This is a genomic window from Spongiimicrobium sp. 3-5 (assembly GCF_046557915.1).
Lineage (GTDB): Bacteria > Bacteroidota > Bacteroidia > Flavobacteriales > Flavobacteriaceae > JBHEBG01.
On the sequence record NZ_JBHEBG010000001.1, the window covers coordinates 1,746,757 to 1,761,708 of the forward strand.

General features: G+C 40.9%; 11 protein-coding genes and 1 riboswitch. All 11 genes read left to right on the top strand.

The window, feature by feature from the left end; genetic code table 11:
- Positions 1 to 46: 46 nt before the first annotated feature.
- The 11 genes from ACEQ81_RS07440 (at position 47) to ACEQ81_RS07490 (ending at position 14,943) form a co-directional block, all read left to right on the top strand.
- Positions 47 to 2,137, top strand: a complete 2,091-nt coding sequence (locus ACEQ81_RS07440; RefSeq protein WP_411030219.1) for a HEPN domain-containing protein — start codon at positions 47 to 49, stop codon at positions 2,135 to 2,137.
- Positions 2,130 to 2,924, top strand: a complete 795-nt coding sequence (gene cobA / locus ACEQ81_RS07445; RefSeq protein ID WP_411030220.1) for a uroporphyrinogen-III C-methyltransferase — start codon at positions 2,130 to 2,132, stop codon at positions 2,922 to 2,924. Before ACEQ81_RS07440 ends, cobA begins: the two co-directional genes overlap by 8 nt.
- 21 nt (positions 2,925 to 2,945) lie before the next feature.
- Positions 2,946 to 4,010 (top strand): NAD(P)/FAD-dependent oxidoreductase, encoded by a 1,065-nt coding sequence (locus tag ACEQ81_RS07450; RefSeq protein WP_411030221.1) that lies wholly within the window; start codon positions 2,946 to 2,948, stop codon positions 4,008 to 4,010.
- A 152-nt stretch (positions 4,011 to 4,162) separates the two neighbouring features.
- A riboswitch (SAM riboswitch) is annotated at positions 4,163 to 4,282 on the top strand.
- Positions 4,283 to 4,460: 178 nt separating this feature from the next.
- The gene (locus ACEQ81_RS07455) at positions 4,461 to 5,471 is read left to right on the top strand and encodes a homocysteine S-methyltransferase family protein (protein WP_411030222.1); all 1,011 of its coding nucleotides are present in this window, start codon (positions 4,461 to 4,463) and stop codon (positions 5,469 to 5,471) included.
- Positions 5,472 to 5,501: 30 nt separating this feature from the next.
- Entirely contained in the window at positions 5,502 to 8,189 is a 2,688-nt protein-coding gene (metH, locus tag ACEQ81_RS07460; protein ID WP_411030223.1) for a methionine synthase, read from the top strand.
- Positions 8,190 to 8,229: 40 nt separating this feature from the next.
- A complete protein-coding gene (gene metF / locus ACEQ81_RS07465) occupies positions 8,230 to 9,183 on the top strand; it encodes a methylenetetrahydrofolate reductase [NAD(P)H] (RefSeq protein ID WP_411030224.1) in 954 nt (317 codons plus the stop codon).
- A gap of 96 nt (positions 9,184 to 9,279) precedes the next feature.
- Positions 9,280 to 10,383, top strand: coding sequence for an acyloxyacyl hydrolase (locus ACEQ81_RS07470; RefSeq protein ID WP_411030225.1), 1,104 nt, complete (start codon positions 9,280 to 9,282; stop codon positions 10,381 to 10,383).
- A complete protein-coding gene (locus ACEQ81_RS07475; protein ID WP_411030226.1) occupies positions 10,380 to 11,141 on the top strand; it encodes a head GIN domain-containing protein in 762 nt (253 codons plus the stop codon). Before ACEQ81_RS07470 ends, ACEQ81_RS07475 begins: the two co-directional genes overlap by 4 nt.
- 136 nt (positions 11,142 to 11,277) lie before the next feature.
- Complete coding sequence (locus ACEQ81_RS07480; RefSeq protein WP_411030227.1) at positions 11,278 to 12,327, top strand: serine hydrolase domain-containing protein; 1,050 nt, start codon at positions 11,278 to 11,280, stop codon at positions 12,325 to 12,327.
- Between the two features lie 71 nt (positions 12,328 to 12,398).
- Positions 12,399 to 13,190 (top strand): agmatinase, encoded by a 792-nt coding sequence (speB, locus tag ACEQ81_RS07485; protein WP_411030228.1) that lies wholly within the window; start codon positions 12,399 to 12,401, stop codon positions 13,188 to 13,190.
- Between the two features lie 223 nt (positions 13,191 to 13,413).
- Positions 13,414 to 14,943 carry a S10 family peptidase gene (locus ACEQ81_RS07490; RefSeq protein WP_411030229.1) on the top strand — a complete coding sequence of 510 codons (1,530 nt, stop codon included), beginning with the start codon at positions 13,414 to 13,416 and terminating at the stop codon, positions 14,941 to 14,943.
- The last annotated feature ends 9 nt before the right edge of the window (positions 14,944 to 14,952 follow it).

Genomic DNA, 14,952 nt, shown 5'->3' on the forward strand with positions numbered 1-14,952 from the left:
AACATTTATCCTACTAAATCCATAGGAATAATAAATAAATAAAATAATGCAAAGCTTTAGAACAGAAATAGAAAATCCGATAGTAGCGCAAGACATCATTGATTTGGAAACCAAAATTCGTCAATTTAAGGACGGAAAGTTGGACGAGGAGAAATTCCGAAGCTTGCGTTTGGCTCGCGGCGTATACGGACAGCGTCAAGAAGGTGTGCAAATGATTCGGATTAAACTTCCCTATGGCAAGGTAACCGCCGATCAGCTTAGGAGGATCTGTGATGTTTCGGACGAATATTCTACAGGTAGATTGCATATCACTACCCGACAAGACATACAAATACACTATGTGGATTTGGATCGTACCCCAGAACTATGGGCGCAATTGGAAAAAGACGATATTACCCTTAGGGAAGCTTGTGGAAACACCGTACGGAACGTAACGGCAAGTGAAACGGCAGGAATAGACCTGGACGAACCTTTTGACGTATCTCCATATGCCCATGCACTGTTCCAGTATTTTCTTAGAAACCCTATCAGTCAGGAAATGGGTCGTAAGTTTAAGGTTTCCTTTTCCGCCAGTGATGCCGATACCGGACTTTCCTATATGCACGACCTTGGTTTTATAGCTAAAATAAACAACGGTATCCGTGGTTTTAAAGTAATGCTAGGCGGCGGATTGGGTTCGCAACCCAGACATGCCGATGAACTGTTTAGTTTCTTGCCTTCCGATAAAATAATTCCGCTTATGGATGCTGTTATCAGAGTTTTCGATAGCTATGGAGAACGTAAGAGCAGGGCAAAGGCCAGAATGAAATTCCTCCTCAAAGATGTAGGCTTGGACGGTTTTAAAAAATTACTCGAAGAGGTCCGAACCGCTGTTCCATATGATTCTTATCCTATTGATGCAGAAGCCTATCCAAAAGTTAAAATTGCAAATACCTCCGTACCGGAGACAATTATAGAAAATCAAGAAAAATTTGAAGCTTGGAAATCTACCAATTTAGTGCCTCAGAAGCAAGAGGGTTATGTAGCTATTGGTATCAAGGTATTGTTAGGCGACTTTTACACCGATAAGGCCAGACAATTGGCCGATTTGATAACCAAGTATGCCGCAGGGGAACTCAGATTGTCATTAAGACAAAACATACTGATTCCTTACGTGAAAGAAGAATTGATACCTTTCTTTTATATCGAACTGGAAAAACTGGGTTTTGTAGAAGCTGGTTATAACAAAGCGTTGGATATTACGGCCTGCCCCGGCACGGATACCTGTAATTTAGGAATTGCAAGCAGTACTGGCATTGCTGAAGAGTTGGAAAGGGTTATAAAGACAGAATACCCAGATTATATAAATAACCCGGATGTGGTAATTAAAATAAGCGGTTGTATGAACGCCTGTGGGCAGCATAACATGGCCAATATAGGATTCCAAGGGATGTCCATAAGAACAAAGGATAAATTGGTCGCCCCGGCGTTACAAGTATTGCTTGGCGGGGGCAACAGGGGCAATGGACAAGGAAGTTTTGCCGATAAGGTTGTAAAAATACCCAGTAAAAGAGGTCCTGAGGCACTAAGATTAATTTTGGATGATTTTGAAGCCAATGGCAAGGGAGCTAAATACGTAGATTACTATGCCCAGCAAGGAGAGCACTACTTCTATGATTTTCTAAAGCCCCTATCCGATATTGAAAATCTATCGCAAGAGGATTTTATTGATTGGGGAAATACCAAAAAATATGAAAAAGCCATAGGAATAGGTGAATGCGCCGGCGTAGTCATTGATTTGATAGCTACACTGCTGTTTGAAAGTGTGGAGAAAATAGAAAACGCTAAAGCTACCTTGGAAAAAGGGAAGTGGGCAGCTAGTATCTATCATTCTTACTCTTCCATGGTAAACTCGGCCAAAGCCCTGCTTACCGCCGAGAATGTAAAGACCAATACGCATGTCGGTATCATAAAGAGTTTTGACGAAAAATTCATAGCAACCGGAAATATAAATATTGATGGGTCTTTTGAAGATTTGGCACTTCAATTAAATAAAAACAGACCTACCGAAGCTTTTGCCAAAGCATATTTGGAAGATGCTGAAAGATTTTTAAAGCAAGTAGAATCCTTTAGGGAATTAGAACTGCAACATGTATAGCGAAGCAAAATTGACAGTGGTCGGGGCAGGCCCCGGAGACATAGAACTAATTACGCTAAAGGCCATAAGAGCCTTGGAAAATGCGGATGTAGTACTTTACGATGCTTTGGTAGATACAGCGCTATTGGCGTATGCACCCGATGCCGAACATATTTATGTTGGAAAACGTAAAGGGTGTTATGCCTACCTACAAGAACAGATCAATGAATTGATTGTTAGCAGGGCCAAAACCCATGGGCATGTTGTGCGTTTAAAAGGAGGAGACCCCTTTGTTTTTGGAAGAGGTGCAGAGGAAATGGAATATGCTGCACAGCATGGCTTAGCAGTATCCATGGTTCCAGGAATATCCTCATCGTTAGCAGTACCGGCCGCGCAGCATATTCCGGTAACCAAAAGGGGATCTGCAGAAAGTTTTTGGGTTATCACAGGTACTACCAAAGCACATAAACTGTCTACTGATGTGCAATTGGCCGCCAAGTCCAATGCCACTGTAGTTATTCTAATGGGTATGGGCAAACTCTCGGAAATAGTGGCACTTTTTAAAGCAGAAGGGAAGTCCAAAACTCCTGTAGCCATTATTCAAAACGGTACTAGGAATGACGAGAAGATAGGTGTTGGCACCATTGCCAATATAAGTGCGGTAGTAGCAAAAGAGCAACTTGCCAATCCGGCCATAGTAATAATCGGCGAAGTGGTGAAGCATAGGGCAACACTTCTCAATGCCGTTCAACAATATGGGCAGGAGCAAACAGAAAATTATAGTAACAATACATTATTAAGAAGTTAAACCAGAATTAAGTAGATAAAGATGATTAAAACAGATATATTGATAATTGGAGCGGGCCCTACCGGTTTGTTTACAGTATTTGAAGCAGGACTTTTAAAATTGAAAACGCATCTTATAGACGCTTTGCCGCAGCCCGGAGGGCAATGTTCAGAGATATATCCTAAAAAACCAATTTACGATATTCCGGCTTTCCCAGAAATACTTGCGGGGGATTTGGTAAATAATCTCATGGAGCAAATTAAGCCTTTTGATCCAGGTTTTACCCTGGGAGAACGTGCACAAACCTTAGATAAATTGGATGATGGTTCTTTTGTTGTAACTACAAATAAAGGAACAAAACACCAAGCTCCAGTAGTGGTCGTCGCCGGAGGTCTGGGTTCTTTCGAGCCACGGAAACCGCCTATTCCCAACATAAACAATTTTGAAGATAAGGGCGTTGCTTATATGGTAAAGGACCCGGAAGTATATCGTAACAAAAAAGTAGTTATTGCCGGCGGTGGGGATTCTGCCTTGGATTGGGCCATTTTTCTGGCGGATATTGCTTCTGAAGTTTCTTTAGTACACCGGCGTAGTGAGTTTAGGGGCGCACTGGATTCTGTTGAGAAAGCAGCGGAATTGGCCAAATTAGGCAAAATTCAATTGTTTGTTGAGGCCGAAGTAAAAGAACTGCATGGGAAAAACAATTTGGAAGCAGTAGTCATAAAACACAATGATCCGGAAAAGGGAGAAACCTACTTAGAAGTAGATAATTTTATTCCTTTGTTTGGTCTGTCACCAAAATTGGGTCCTATAGGGGATTGGGGTTTCGAAATAGAAAAGAATGCCATAAAAGTTAATAACGCCTACGATTATCAGACCAATATTCCCGGTGTATACGCTATTGGTGACGTAAATACTTATCCGGGTAAATTAAAACTTATACTCTCCGGATTTCATGAAGCAGCAGTTATGTGCCAGAGTGCCTATCAAGTAATAAATCCCGGAAAACGGTATGTAATGAAATATACGACCGTAGGGGGTGTAGAAGGGTTCGACGGTACTAAAAAAGAAGCCAAAAAAGAGGTTGTACAAAGCATATTGGTATAATCTTTAGTTTTTTAACTGGTCCGGCCCAGAGGTATGGAACCCTCAGGGTTGGGCCGGTCACTACCCGTATATGAATTAAAAAAGGACTACTTTCCTTGTTTTTAATCATATAGTGGCGTTTCTTTGTACCCAGTTCATAATTAAGAATGAAAGTGTTATCAAGAAAGGTGGAGGGAATAGATCCGTTGAAGCCTTAGCAACCCTTTTTCCCATTCTTTTGGGATTCAGAAGTAGGTGCTACGTTCTATCTGCAATTGCGGAATAGATAACAAAAAAGCAAGACTTCCGTTTATACCTTGTCCTTACTTGATAAATACTAAAAAATAGCAGCGATCTACAATAGGGATTGGCTGCATTTTGGCAATTAACACAGCGCTATCAGATTACATAATGTATGATTTGGGCTGGATGGATTTGATTGCCGATGAGCATATTATCAAAAGTTACAGAATGAAAAATATTCAGGAGATATTAAAAAGCAGGATTTTGGTGTTGGACGGTGCAATGGGTACCATGCTACAACGCTATAAATTTACTGAAAAAGACTTTCGTGGGGAGCGGTTCAAGGACTGGGCACATCCATTGCAGGGTAATAATGATCTTTTGTCACTTACCCAGCCTGTTGCCATCGGTGAAGTTCATCGAAAGTATTTTGAAGCCGGTGCCGATATTGTAGAGACAAACACCTTTTCGGGAACTACAATAGCGATGGCGGATTACCATATGGAAGACTTGGTGTATGAACTAAACTTTGAGTCTGCTCGGATCGCCAAGGAAGTAGCCGATGAGTTTACGGCAAAAGAGCCGAACAAGCCAAGATTCGTGGCCGGAAGTATGGGGCCAACCAACAAAACGGCAAGTATGTCCCCAGATGTGAACGATCCTGGCTTTAGGGCTGTTTCCTTTGAGGAATTGAAGATAGCTTATAAACAACAAGCAGAGGCTTTATTGGATGGGGGAGCAGATCTTCTATTGGTAGAAACAATTTTTGATACGCTCAATGCAAAGGCTGCATTGTTTGCTATTGAGGAAGTAAAGGAGGAACGTAATATACAAATTCCGGTTATGGTAAGCGGAACCATTACGGATGCATCCGGAAGAACTTTGTCTGGGCAGACGGCGGAAGCCTTTTTAATATCCGTATCGCATATACCAATTTTATCAGTAGGGTTTAACTGCGCCTTGGGAGCTAACCAACTGGTACCGCATTTAGAGGTTTTATCGGCAAAAACAGAACACGCGGTTTCGGCACATCCTAACGCAGGATTGCCCAATGCTTTTGGTGAATACGATGAAACCCCAAAGGAAATGGCAGCTCAAATAAGAGAATATTTAGAGAAGGGCCTTGTTAATATTGTTGGTGGATGTTGCGGTACCACACCAGAACATATTAAGGCAATGGCAGATTTAACAAAAGAATTTAAACCCAGACAACTGCAGTCCGAAAAATTATTGGTTTAATTAAAGTATGATTTCTGATCAACGTATTACATGAGTGAGATCCAACCAAAATATTTAAAACTTTCTGGCCTGGAACCCTTGGTGGTTACCCCAGAAAGTAACTTTGTCAATGTTGGGGAACGTACCAATGTTGCTGGTTCCAAGAAGTTTCTTCGATTAATAAAAGAAGAGAAATTTGAAGAAGCTTTGGACATTGCCAGAGATCAAGTAGACGGGGGTGCCCAAATCATCGATATTAACATGGATGATGGTTTAATAGACGGCAAGGAAGCCATGGTAAGATTTTTAAACCTTATTGTTGCAGAACCCGATATTGCCCGTGTTCCCATAATGATAGACAGTTCTAAATGGGATATCATTGAAGCCGGACTACAAGTGGTACAAGGCAAGTGTATTGTAAACTCCATAAGTTTAAAAGAAGGAGAAGCACAGTTTAAGGAACAAGCAAAATTGATAAAACGCTATGGTGCTGCCGTAATTGTAATGGCCTTTGATGAAGTAGGGCAAGCAGATAATTACGAACGCCGAATAGAAATATCCAAGCGATCTTACGACATTCTTGTAAACGAAGTAAATTTTCCGCCAGAAGATATCATTTTTGATCTCAATATCTTCCCTGTGGCGACGGGAATGGATGAGCATAAAAGAAATGCACTAGATTTTATAGAGGCAACTCAATGGGTACGGGAAAACCTACCTCATTGCAGCGTTAGTGGGGGAGTTAGTAATGTATCGTTCAGTTTTAGAGGCAATAACCCTGTTAGGGAAGCTATGCATTCCGTGTTTCTTTACCATGCCATTAAAGCGGGTATGAATATCGGAATTGTAAACCCTACGATGCTAGAGGTCTATGATGATATCCCTAAAGATTTATTGGAATGTGTAGAAGATGTGATTCTTAATAGAAAGGATGATGCCACGGAACGCTTGCTAGATTTTGCAGAAACCGTTGTGGGGAAAGCTAAAGAAAGCAAAGTAGACCTATCTTGGCGAGAGGAACCTCTACAACAAAGAATTACCAGGGCCCTTGTTAAAGGTATAGACCAGTACGTAGTGGAAGATGTAGAAGAAGCGAGATTAAGCGTTGCAAAACCAATCGAGGTCATTGAAGGTCATCTAATGACCGGAATGAACGTTGTTGGGGATCTTTTTGGTAGCGGTAAGATGTTCTTGCCTCAAGTGGTTAAATCTGCCAGGGTAATGAAAAAAGCCGTTGCTTATCTGTTACCCTACATTGAGGAGGAAAAAAGAAACAATCCCCAATCTGGAGACGCCAAGGGTGCGGGAAAGATTCTTATGGCCACTGTAAAAGGAGATGTGCACGATATTGGTAAGAATATTGTAAGTGTGGTTCTTGCCTGTAATAATTACGAAATAGTAGATCTGGGCGTAATGGTTCCCCCAGAGAAAATAATCAATGCTGCCAAAGAAGAACAGGTAGATATCATTGGTTTAAGCGGATTGATAACGCCTTCATTGGATGAAATGGTATTTTTGGCCAAGGAAATGGAACGTCAAAATTTTGTAGTACCTCTATTAATAGGCGGAGCCACTACAAGCAAGGCCCATACCGCTGTTAAAATAGATACCCAATACAGTCAGGCTGTAGTACACGTCAACGACGCCTCTAGAGCGGTTACCGTTGTGGGAGATTTATTGCATAAAGAAACAGCGGACAAATACAAGGAGGATATCAAATTAAATTATGAGGATTTTAGAGATAAATTTTTAAAACGTACCAAGCAGAAAGAATATTTAACCATTGATGAAGCAAGACAAAACCATTTCAAAATAGATTGGAAGACAACACCGATTGTAAAGCCCAATCAATTGGGGATTCAGGTAATTGAAGAAATGGAACTGGAAAAGCTCTTGGATTTTATTGATTGGACGCCCTTTTTTAGAAGTTGGGATTTACATGGAAAATACCCAGCGATCCTTACCGATGAGGTAGTAGGAGCACAGGCGACGGAGCTTTTTGACGATGCAAAAAAAATGCTCAGGACCGTGGTAGATAAAAAACAGTTGAGTGCCAAAGGAATATTTGGACTTTTTAAGGCAAATACCGTCAATGATGATGATATTGAAGTAACCCATGAAGGGGATACGTATACTTTTAGAACCTTAAGGCAACAGTTGAAAAAGAGAGAAGGCGTGGCAAATTTTGCCTTGTCCGATTTTATTGCACCAAAAACCTCCACGGTAGATGATTATATAGGTTGCTTCTGCGTAACTACCGGTTTCGGTACTGCGGAACTTGCAAAGGACTTTGAAGAGAAATTGGATGATTATAGTTCAATAATGATAAAAGCACTTGCAGATCGTTTGGCGGAAGCGTTTGCCGAATATTTGCATAGAGAGGTCCGTACCAAGCATTGGGGATATGCAGGGAATGAGATACTCTCTAATGAAGAATTAATTGGCGAAGCGTACAAAGGTATACGGCCAGCACCGGGCTACCCGGCTTGCCCCGATCACCTAGAAAAACTTACCATTTGGGAACTCTTGGAAGTAAAGAACAAAATAGGCGTAGAATTAACAGAAAGTTTGGCAATGTGGCCCGCAGCAAGCGTAAGCGGATACTATTTTGGCAATATTGAGGCACGATATTTTGGATTGGGTAAGATAAAGGAAGATCAGGTAATAGATTTTGCAAAACGAAAAGGTATTGCCAAAGAGGACGCAGCTAAGTGGCTGGCTCCAAATATTGTGGATTAGAGTCAAAAATGTGCTTACCACTTAAGAATAACAAAGAATTATGAAAGTAACAGACCATATAACCAAGGCCAACGGAAAAACAATGTTCTCTTTTGAGATTATTCCGCCGGTTAAGGGAAGAAATATTCAGGAACTCTATAACAATATAGATCCATTGATGGAATTTAACCCTCCCTTCATTGATGTTACCACCTCTAGGGAAGAGTTTGTCTATATTGATAGGGAAGGCCTGTTAGACAAAAAACTGACCCGCATGCGGCCCGGCACGGTAGGTATATGTGCTTCCATAAAACATAAATACAACGTAGATACCATTCCACATGTGCTCTGCGGAGGCTTTACCAAGGAGGAGACGGAATATCTCTTGGTAGACTGTCATTATTTGGGTATAGACAATGTTATGGCCTTGCGTGGCGATGCCATGAAAGAGGAAAAGTTTTTTAAGCCTACTGCCGGAGGGCATCCCTTTGCTTTGGATTTAGTAAAGCAAATACGCGATCTTAACTGCGGTAAATATCTCCATGAGGTAATAGAGACAGACGATTGTGCCGATTTCTGTATCGGGGTGGCCGGGTATCCGGAAAAACACTTGGAAGCCCCTTCGTTGAAGTCGGACTTAATACGACTTAAAGAAAAGGTAGATGGCGGGGCCGATTATGTTGTTACCCAAATGTTCTTCGACAACAAAAAGTATTTCGAATTTGTTGACGCAGCCAGGGAAATAGGTATTACCGTGCCCATAATTCCTGGAATAAAACCAATAGCGGTAAAACGTCACTTACAAATATTACCTCAAGTGTTTAAAATAGATTTACCTCAAGATCTTATAGATGCAGTGGACAATTGTAAAGATAATAAAGCAGTACGTCAGGTCGGTATAGAATGGGCCATACAACAGTCCGTGGAGTTAAAGAAAGCAGGAGTACCGTTGTTACACTACTATTCCATGGGTAAATCTGATAATGTTAAAGCGATTGCAAAGGCCATCTTCTAACCCTGGGACTAGGAATAACGAGACGTAATAATTTTATAATGCGGGTGATACACGTTGTAAACCAACAACGGAATTTATTTTCTATTTTTACACCCCATGAAATTTAACCTTGTATTAAGTCTTCTATTGCCTATTGCTTTTTGTTTTCCTCAGGAAGAGGTTTCCAAGAAGTCTACTTTAGATGCAAACCATTTTTACGGATCCATTGTACTGCACAACCCAGATATTTCTCATTTAATCACCAAGCACCCTGCAGGGGTCGTTATCGGTTACCATAGAAAGACATACGGCCATAAGGAGTGGGAGCGGAGGTATAATTATCCAGATCTTGGTTACTCCTATGTATATCATGAGACAAATAATGCTACTTTGGGCAAAAATTTTGGTCTTTATGCGCATTATAATTTTTACTTTTTTAAAAGGAACTTACAATTTAGGGTGGGTCAAGGAATTGCATACAACACCAATCCGTACGATAAAGAAGAGAACTTTAGAAACAATGCCTACGGATCTCACCTGCTAAGTTCTACCTATCTAATGCTGAATTATCATAGGGAACGGGTTTTTAAAGAGCTGGGTTTTAAGATAGGTCTATCCGTATTCCATTATTCCAATGCCAATTTTAAGGCTCCCAACACCTCCACCAATACGTTGGCCCTTAATGTGGGACTGATCTATGACCTAAATCCAAAACGAACGATAGATTATGTAATTGATGAAAATGAAGAAGTACAAGAGTATAAAGACCCATTGCAGTTTAATCTGGTATTTAGGAGTGGTGTTAATGAGAGTGATGTAATTGATTTGGGACAATACCCCTTTTATATTTTCTCGGCCTATGCCGATAAACGTTTGGGAAGGTTCAGCGCATTACAAATTGGAACCGATGTCTTTTTCTCCAATTTCCTTAAAGAGCTTATTCGGTTCCAAGCTACGTCTTTTCCAGAGTTGGATGTGTCCGCAGATGATGATTTTAAGCGAGTAGGTTTGTTTATAGGACACGAGTTATTCATAAATAAAATGTCGGCGATTGCACAATTGGGCTACTATATTTATTATCCTTTCGACTTTGAAGGCAGGGTATACAACCGTATTGGTCTAAAACGATATTTTGGAAACAAATGGTTTGGCGCGGTTACGCTAAAATCGCACGGGGCAAAGGCAGAAGCTGTAGAATTTGGAATTGGAATAAGATTATGAAAAAGGGGATATATATATTGCTTTTTATTATGGCTGCGGTGTTCTGCGCATGTAATGGCGATAACGTACCCGATTGTTTTCAGAATTCCGGGGAACTAATACGGGAAGAGGTCTCCATTACCGAGTTTACAAAGATTACCGTATTTGAAAATGTGAAAATGGTACTGCGCACTGGTACGGAACACCTTGTTGAGATAGAGACGGGAGAGTTTTTACGTGATGAGGTAAGCGCAACTGTGGAAGGTGATAGATTAGTTTTACGCGATGAAAACGATTGTAATTATGTGCGCGATTTTGGAACAACAACCATATTTGTTACCGCACCAAATATCACCGAGATTAGAAGTAGTACAGGTTTTCCCATCATCAGTGATGGGGTTTTAACTTATCCGAACCTAAATTTACTATCCGAAAGTTTTATAGATGCTACCGCCGAGACTACCGATGGTGAATTTGACCTAGAACTAGATTCGGAAAATGTTACGTTGGCTACCAACGGTATCGCTTTTTTTAAGCTTAGCGGCATAACGAATAATCTTGGTATAACCATTGCCGCCGGAGACTCAAGAATTGCTGCCGAAACCTTAACTGCACAGAATGTTTCCATTGATCATAGAGGATCTAACGATATACTTATAAACCCACAGCAGTCGCTAAGTGGCGTAGTCCGGGGAACCGGCGATGTTTTAAGCTTTAACCGACCGCCTGCGGTAGATATCGAGATTTTGTTCAACGGACAGCTCATATTTCAGGAGTAAAGGGATATGTGCCCATTTGGATCACATATTTTAATTAGGCTTAGCTTTCTTTTTTCGATTAGATTTCTTAATATTTGATGAATCATCCCTTATGCAATCTATCCTCGGCTACTTTAAAAACCTTTTCCGACCATCCTTGAAAATAAAACCCTTGGAAGGTCTTGGTGGTTTGGAAAAAGCGAATGCCAAACTTCACAATTTGATCGCTACAAATCAAATTCCAGGATTGGCCATTACTGTAAAAAAAGAAGGCTCCACAATTTTTCAAAAAGGATTTGGCTATGCAGATTTGGAGCATAAAAAACGAGTTGATCCCAAAAGTACCATTTTCAGGATTGCAAGTGTATCAAAGCCCATTGCAGCTACCGCCTTGGCCCATATGGTTAAGGATGGACTAATAGATTTAGACGCGTCCTTTTATAATTATGTTCCCTATTATCCAAGAAAGAAATACGATTTCAGTATAAGGCAATTGGCAGGGCATACCGCAGGGATAAGAACATATAGGGGAAAGGAATATGCACTTAACAAACCCTTTTCTATTAAAGAAGGGATTTCCGTTTTTAAGGACGATGACCTGCACTTTGAACCGGGCACCGATTATCTTTATAATAGTTACGGTTGGTCTTTAATTTCATTGGCGATGCAAGAAGCATCCGGTGTTCCTTTTGAAACATATGTAAAAGACAATGTACTTCAACCGTTGAAACTCAATCATACTTTTCCCGAGATTGAAGGGCAGCACGTGAAGAGTAAAGCCAAGTTTTATACCAAAAACCAACTTGGGTTTAAGGAGGCCGTGACAGTAAATAATTTTTATAAGCTGGCGGGAGGAGGTTTTCTATCAACTAGTGATGATATCGCCAATTTTGGACAAGCAATTCTGGAGGATCAATTTAACAACCCCCTTGTTCTCAATCAGTTTTTACAGTCTCAAAATATTAAGGGTATACCCACGTATTACGGTTTAGGTTGGCAGGTAAGCAGCTTACCTTCTCTGGGAGCAAAGTACTATGGGCACATTGGCAATAGCGTGGGAGCCTATTCCAATTTCTTTATATTTCCCAAGGAACGTTTGGTCTGTGCCATTTTAACAAACTGCTCCGATGCCAAGATACAGCAAGAATTGGATAAGGTGCTTGCCTGTATTATTTCGGAACATACAACCAAAAAAGACGGTAATTGATTATCCAAAATTACTGTCTTGTTACCAAGAATTTGGATTAGTTATTATAATAAGCGCTATTTTTAATAACCATGTCAGAAAAGAACAAAATTATACTTCAGGGAATAAAGTTTGATGAAAAATCGTCCTTTCTCAGGGGTCCGGCCAAAGCACCGGCAATTATTAGGAAAGCGCTGTACAGTGATTCTTCCAATATGGCCGCGGAAGATGGGACTATTATTACCAATACCTTGTTCATTGATAAAGGGGATTTTGAGATTGGCGATTATTTTGAAATAGAAACGATTACCAAGACCAACTTGGATTTGGGCGGGAAGATGCTGACTTTAGGAGGTGACCATTCCATTACTTTTCCGCTCATTAAGGCACACCAAGAAGTCTATCCTAAATTGGACATACTGCATATAGACGCCCATTCTGATCTCTATGATAGTTTTAATGGCGATAAATACTCGCATGCTTGCCCTTTTGCCCGTATTATGGAGCAAAATTTGGCTGCCAGATTGGTGCAAGTAGGGATAAGAACGCTAAACACCCATCAGTCTGAACAAGCAGAAAAATATGGCGTGGAAATTCATCAAATGAGGAATTTGGATCTGACTAAAATAAAAAGTTTTAAAAACCCTTTATATATTTCGCTGGATATGGATGCCTTTGATCCGGCCTTTGCCCCTGGGGTTTCTCATATAGAACCCGGAGGGCTATCATCCAGACAGGTCTTGGGGCTAATTCAGAATTTAGATGCGGAGGTTGTTGGTGCCGATATCGTAGAATATAACCCAACACGGGATTTTCAGGAAATAACGGCGTATTTGGCAGCAAAGTCGATGAAGGAAATGGTGTCCAAAATGATGCATTCTTAGGACTGATCAGCTCAACAATAAAATTCAACAAGCCCTAAATAAACGTAGGAAAAATTCCTTACTTTTGGCTGATTATCAATACGGTCTCGTAAGTTATAGTTCTGACCATTCCATTGGCCTATGAAAAACTATTTTATTTTACCGTTTACTATAGTGGCATTTGGGGTATCATCTCAAAATTTGCAGATAGGGGAACCGTATCCAACTGTACAAACAATAACCAATGAAATCTAGTGCAAAGCGTATGAAAGTATTATATAAATTCCTTATTACCCTATTACTTTTAAATGTGGTTCCGTTAACCGCCCAAGAGAAAGAGAAAACTACCAAACCGGTTCCGGAAGCAAAATCGTTTGTAACCAACCATCAGGCAACCTTTTCTGGGAAATCTATACGATATAAAGCCACGGCACGCGAAACTTATTTAAAGGATGCAAGCGGTGAACCTGTAGCTTCTCTTTGGTCTGTGGCCTATACCCAAGAAGGCGTTACAGATCCGACAAAGAGACCTGTGACCTTCGTTTTTAATGGTGGCCCCGGATCTGCTTCGGTTTGGCTCCATATGGGGATGTTTGGGCCTCAAATTGTAAAAGTAAACTCAGATGCGCAAAAAGATGACGGTGCAGCACCTTATCCCTTAGTAGACAACAAAAATGGACTTTTGGATCTCACAGACCTGGTTTTCATTGACCCCATAGGCACAGGTTATAGCAAAGTCATTGGGAAGGGAAAAGTAGAAGATTATTGGGGGTTAAATGAGGATGCCGCTTCCATAGCCAAATTTATGAGACAATGGATTACCGAAAATAAACGTTGGTTCTCCCCAAAATATATTGCGGGCGAAAGTTTTGGGACCACCAGGGCTGCAGCAGTAGCCAATGATTTGGAAGGAGGCGGGCAAAATATGGCCTTAAACGGATTGATCCTTATTTCCCAAGCCTTGGATTACGACGGATCTACCTCCATACACGATAATATTACCTCTTACCTTACGTATTTACCCAGTATGGCAGCTACGGCATGGTACCATAAAAAAGCCGGACAAGGGAAGCAATTGGAGGCATTTGTGGAAGAATGTAGAGGTTTTACCTATGATACTTATGCCCCGGCATTGTACAGAGGATCCTTATTGAGCGCTGCCGATAGAGATGCAATTGCTGAAAAGCTTGCATACTTTATTGGTCTGGACAAGGGATATATCCTAAAATCTAACCTTAGGGTGTTAATGCATCGTTTTCAAAAACAATTATTGGCAGATAAAGGACTTGCAATTGGACGATTGGATGGTAGGTTTATGGGTGACGAAGCGGACGATGTCTCTGAAAGTCCCCATCTGGGCGATGCAGCCTCCTACCAAATAAGTGGTGCTTACACTGCTGCTTTAAATCATTATTACGCATCTGCATTAAAGATAAGTATGGATAGGCCCTACTTAACATCAAATGACGAAATTGGTTCCAAATGGCGGTGGCGGACAGTCGCTGACGGACAATACTGGGAACCTACCCCTGTAAACGTGGCAAGGCAATTAGGGACTTGTATGCGTCGAAATACCGATATGAAGGTATTGGTAGCCAGTGGTTACTACGACCTTATAACACCTTTTTTCGATGCGGAATATACTTTTGCCAGAAATGCCATCGTTGGGGAAAGGGTAACTTTTACCTACTATGAAGCGGGGCATATGATGTACACACACGAACCAGATTTTATAAAGCTATCTAACGATATTCGAAAGTTTTTGTCAGAGTAGTTACGGGTG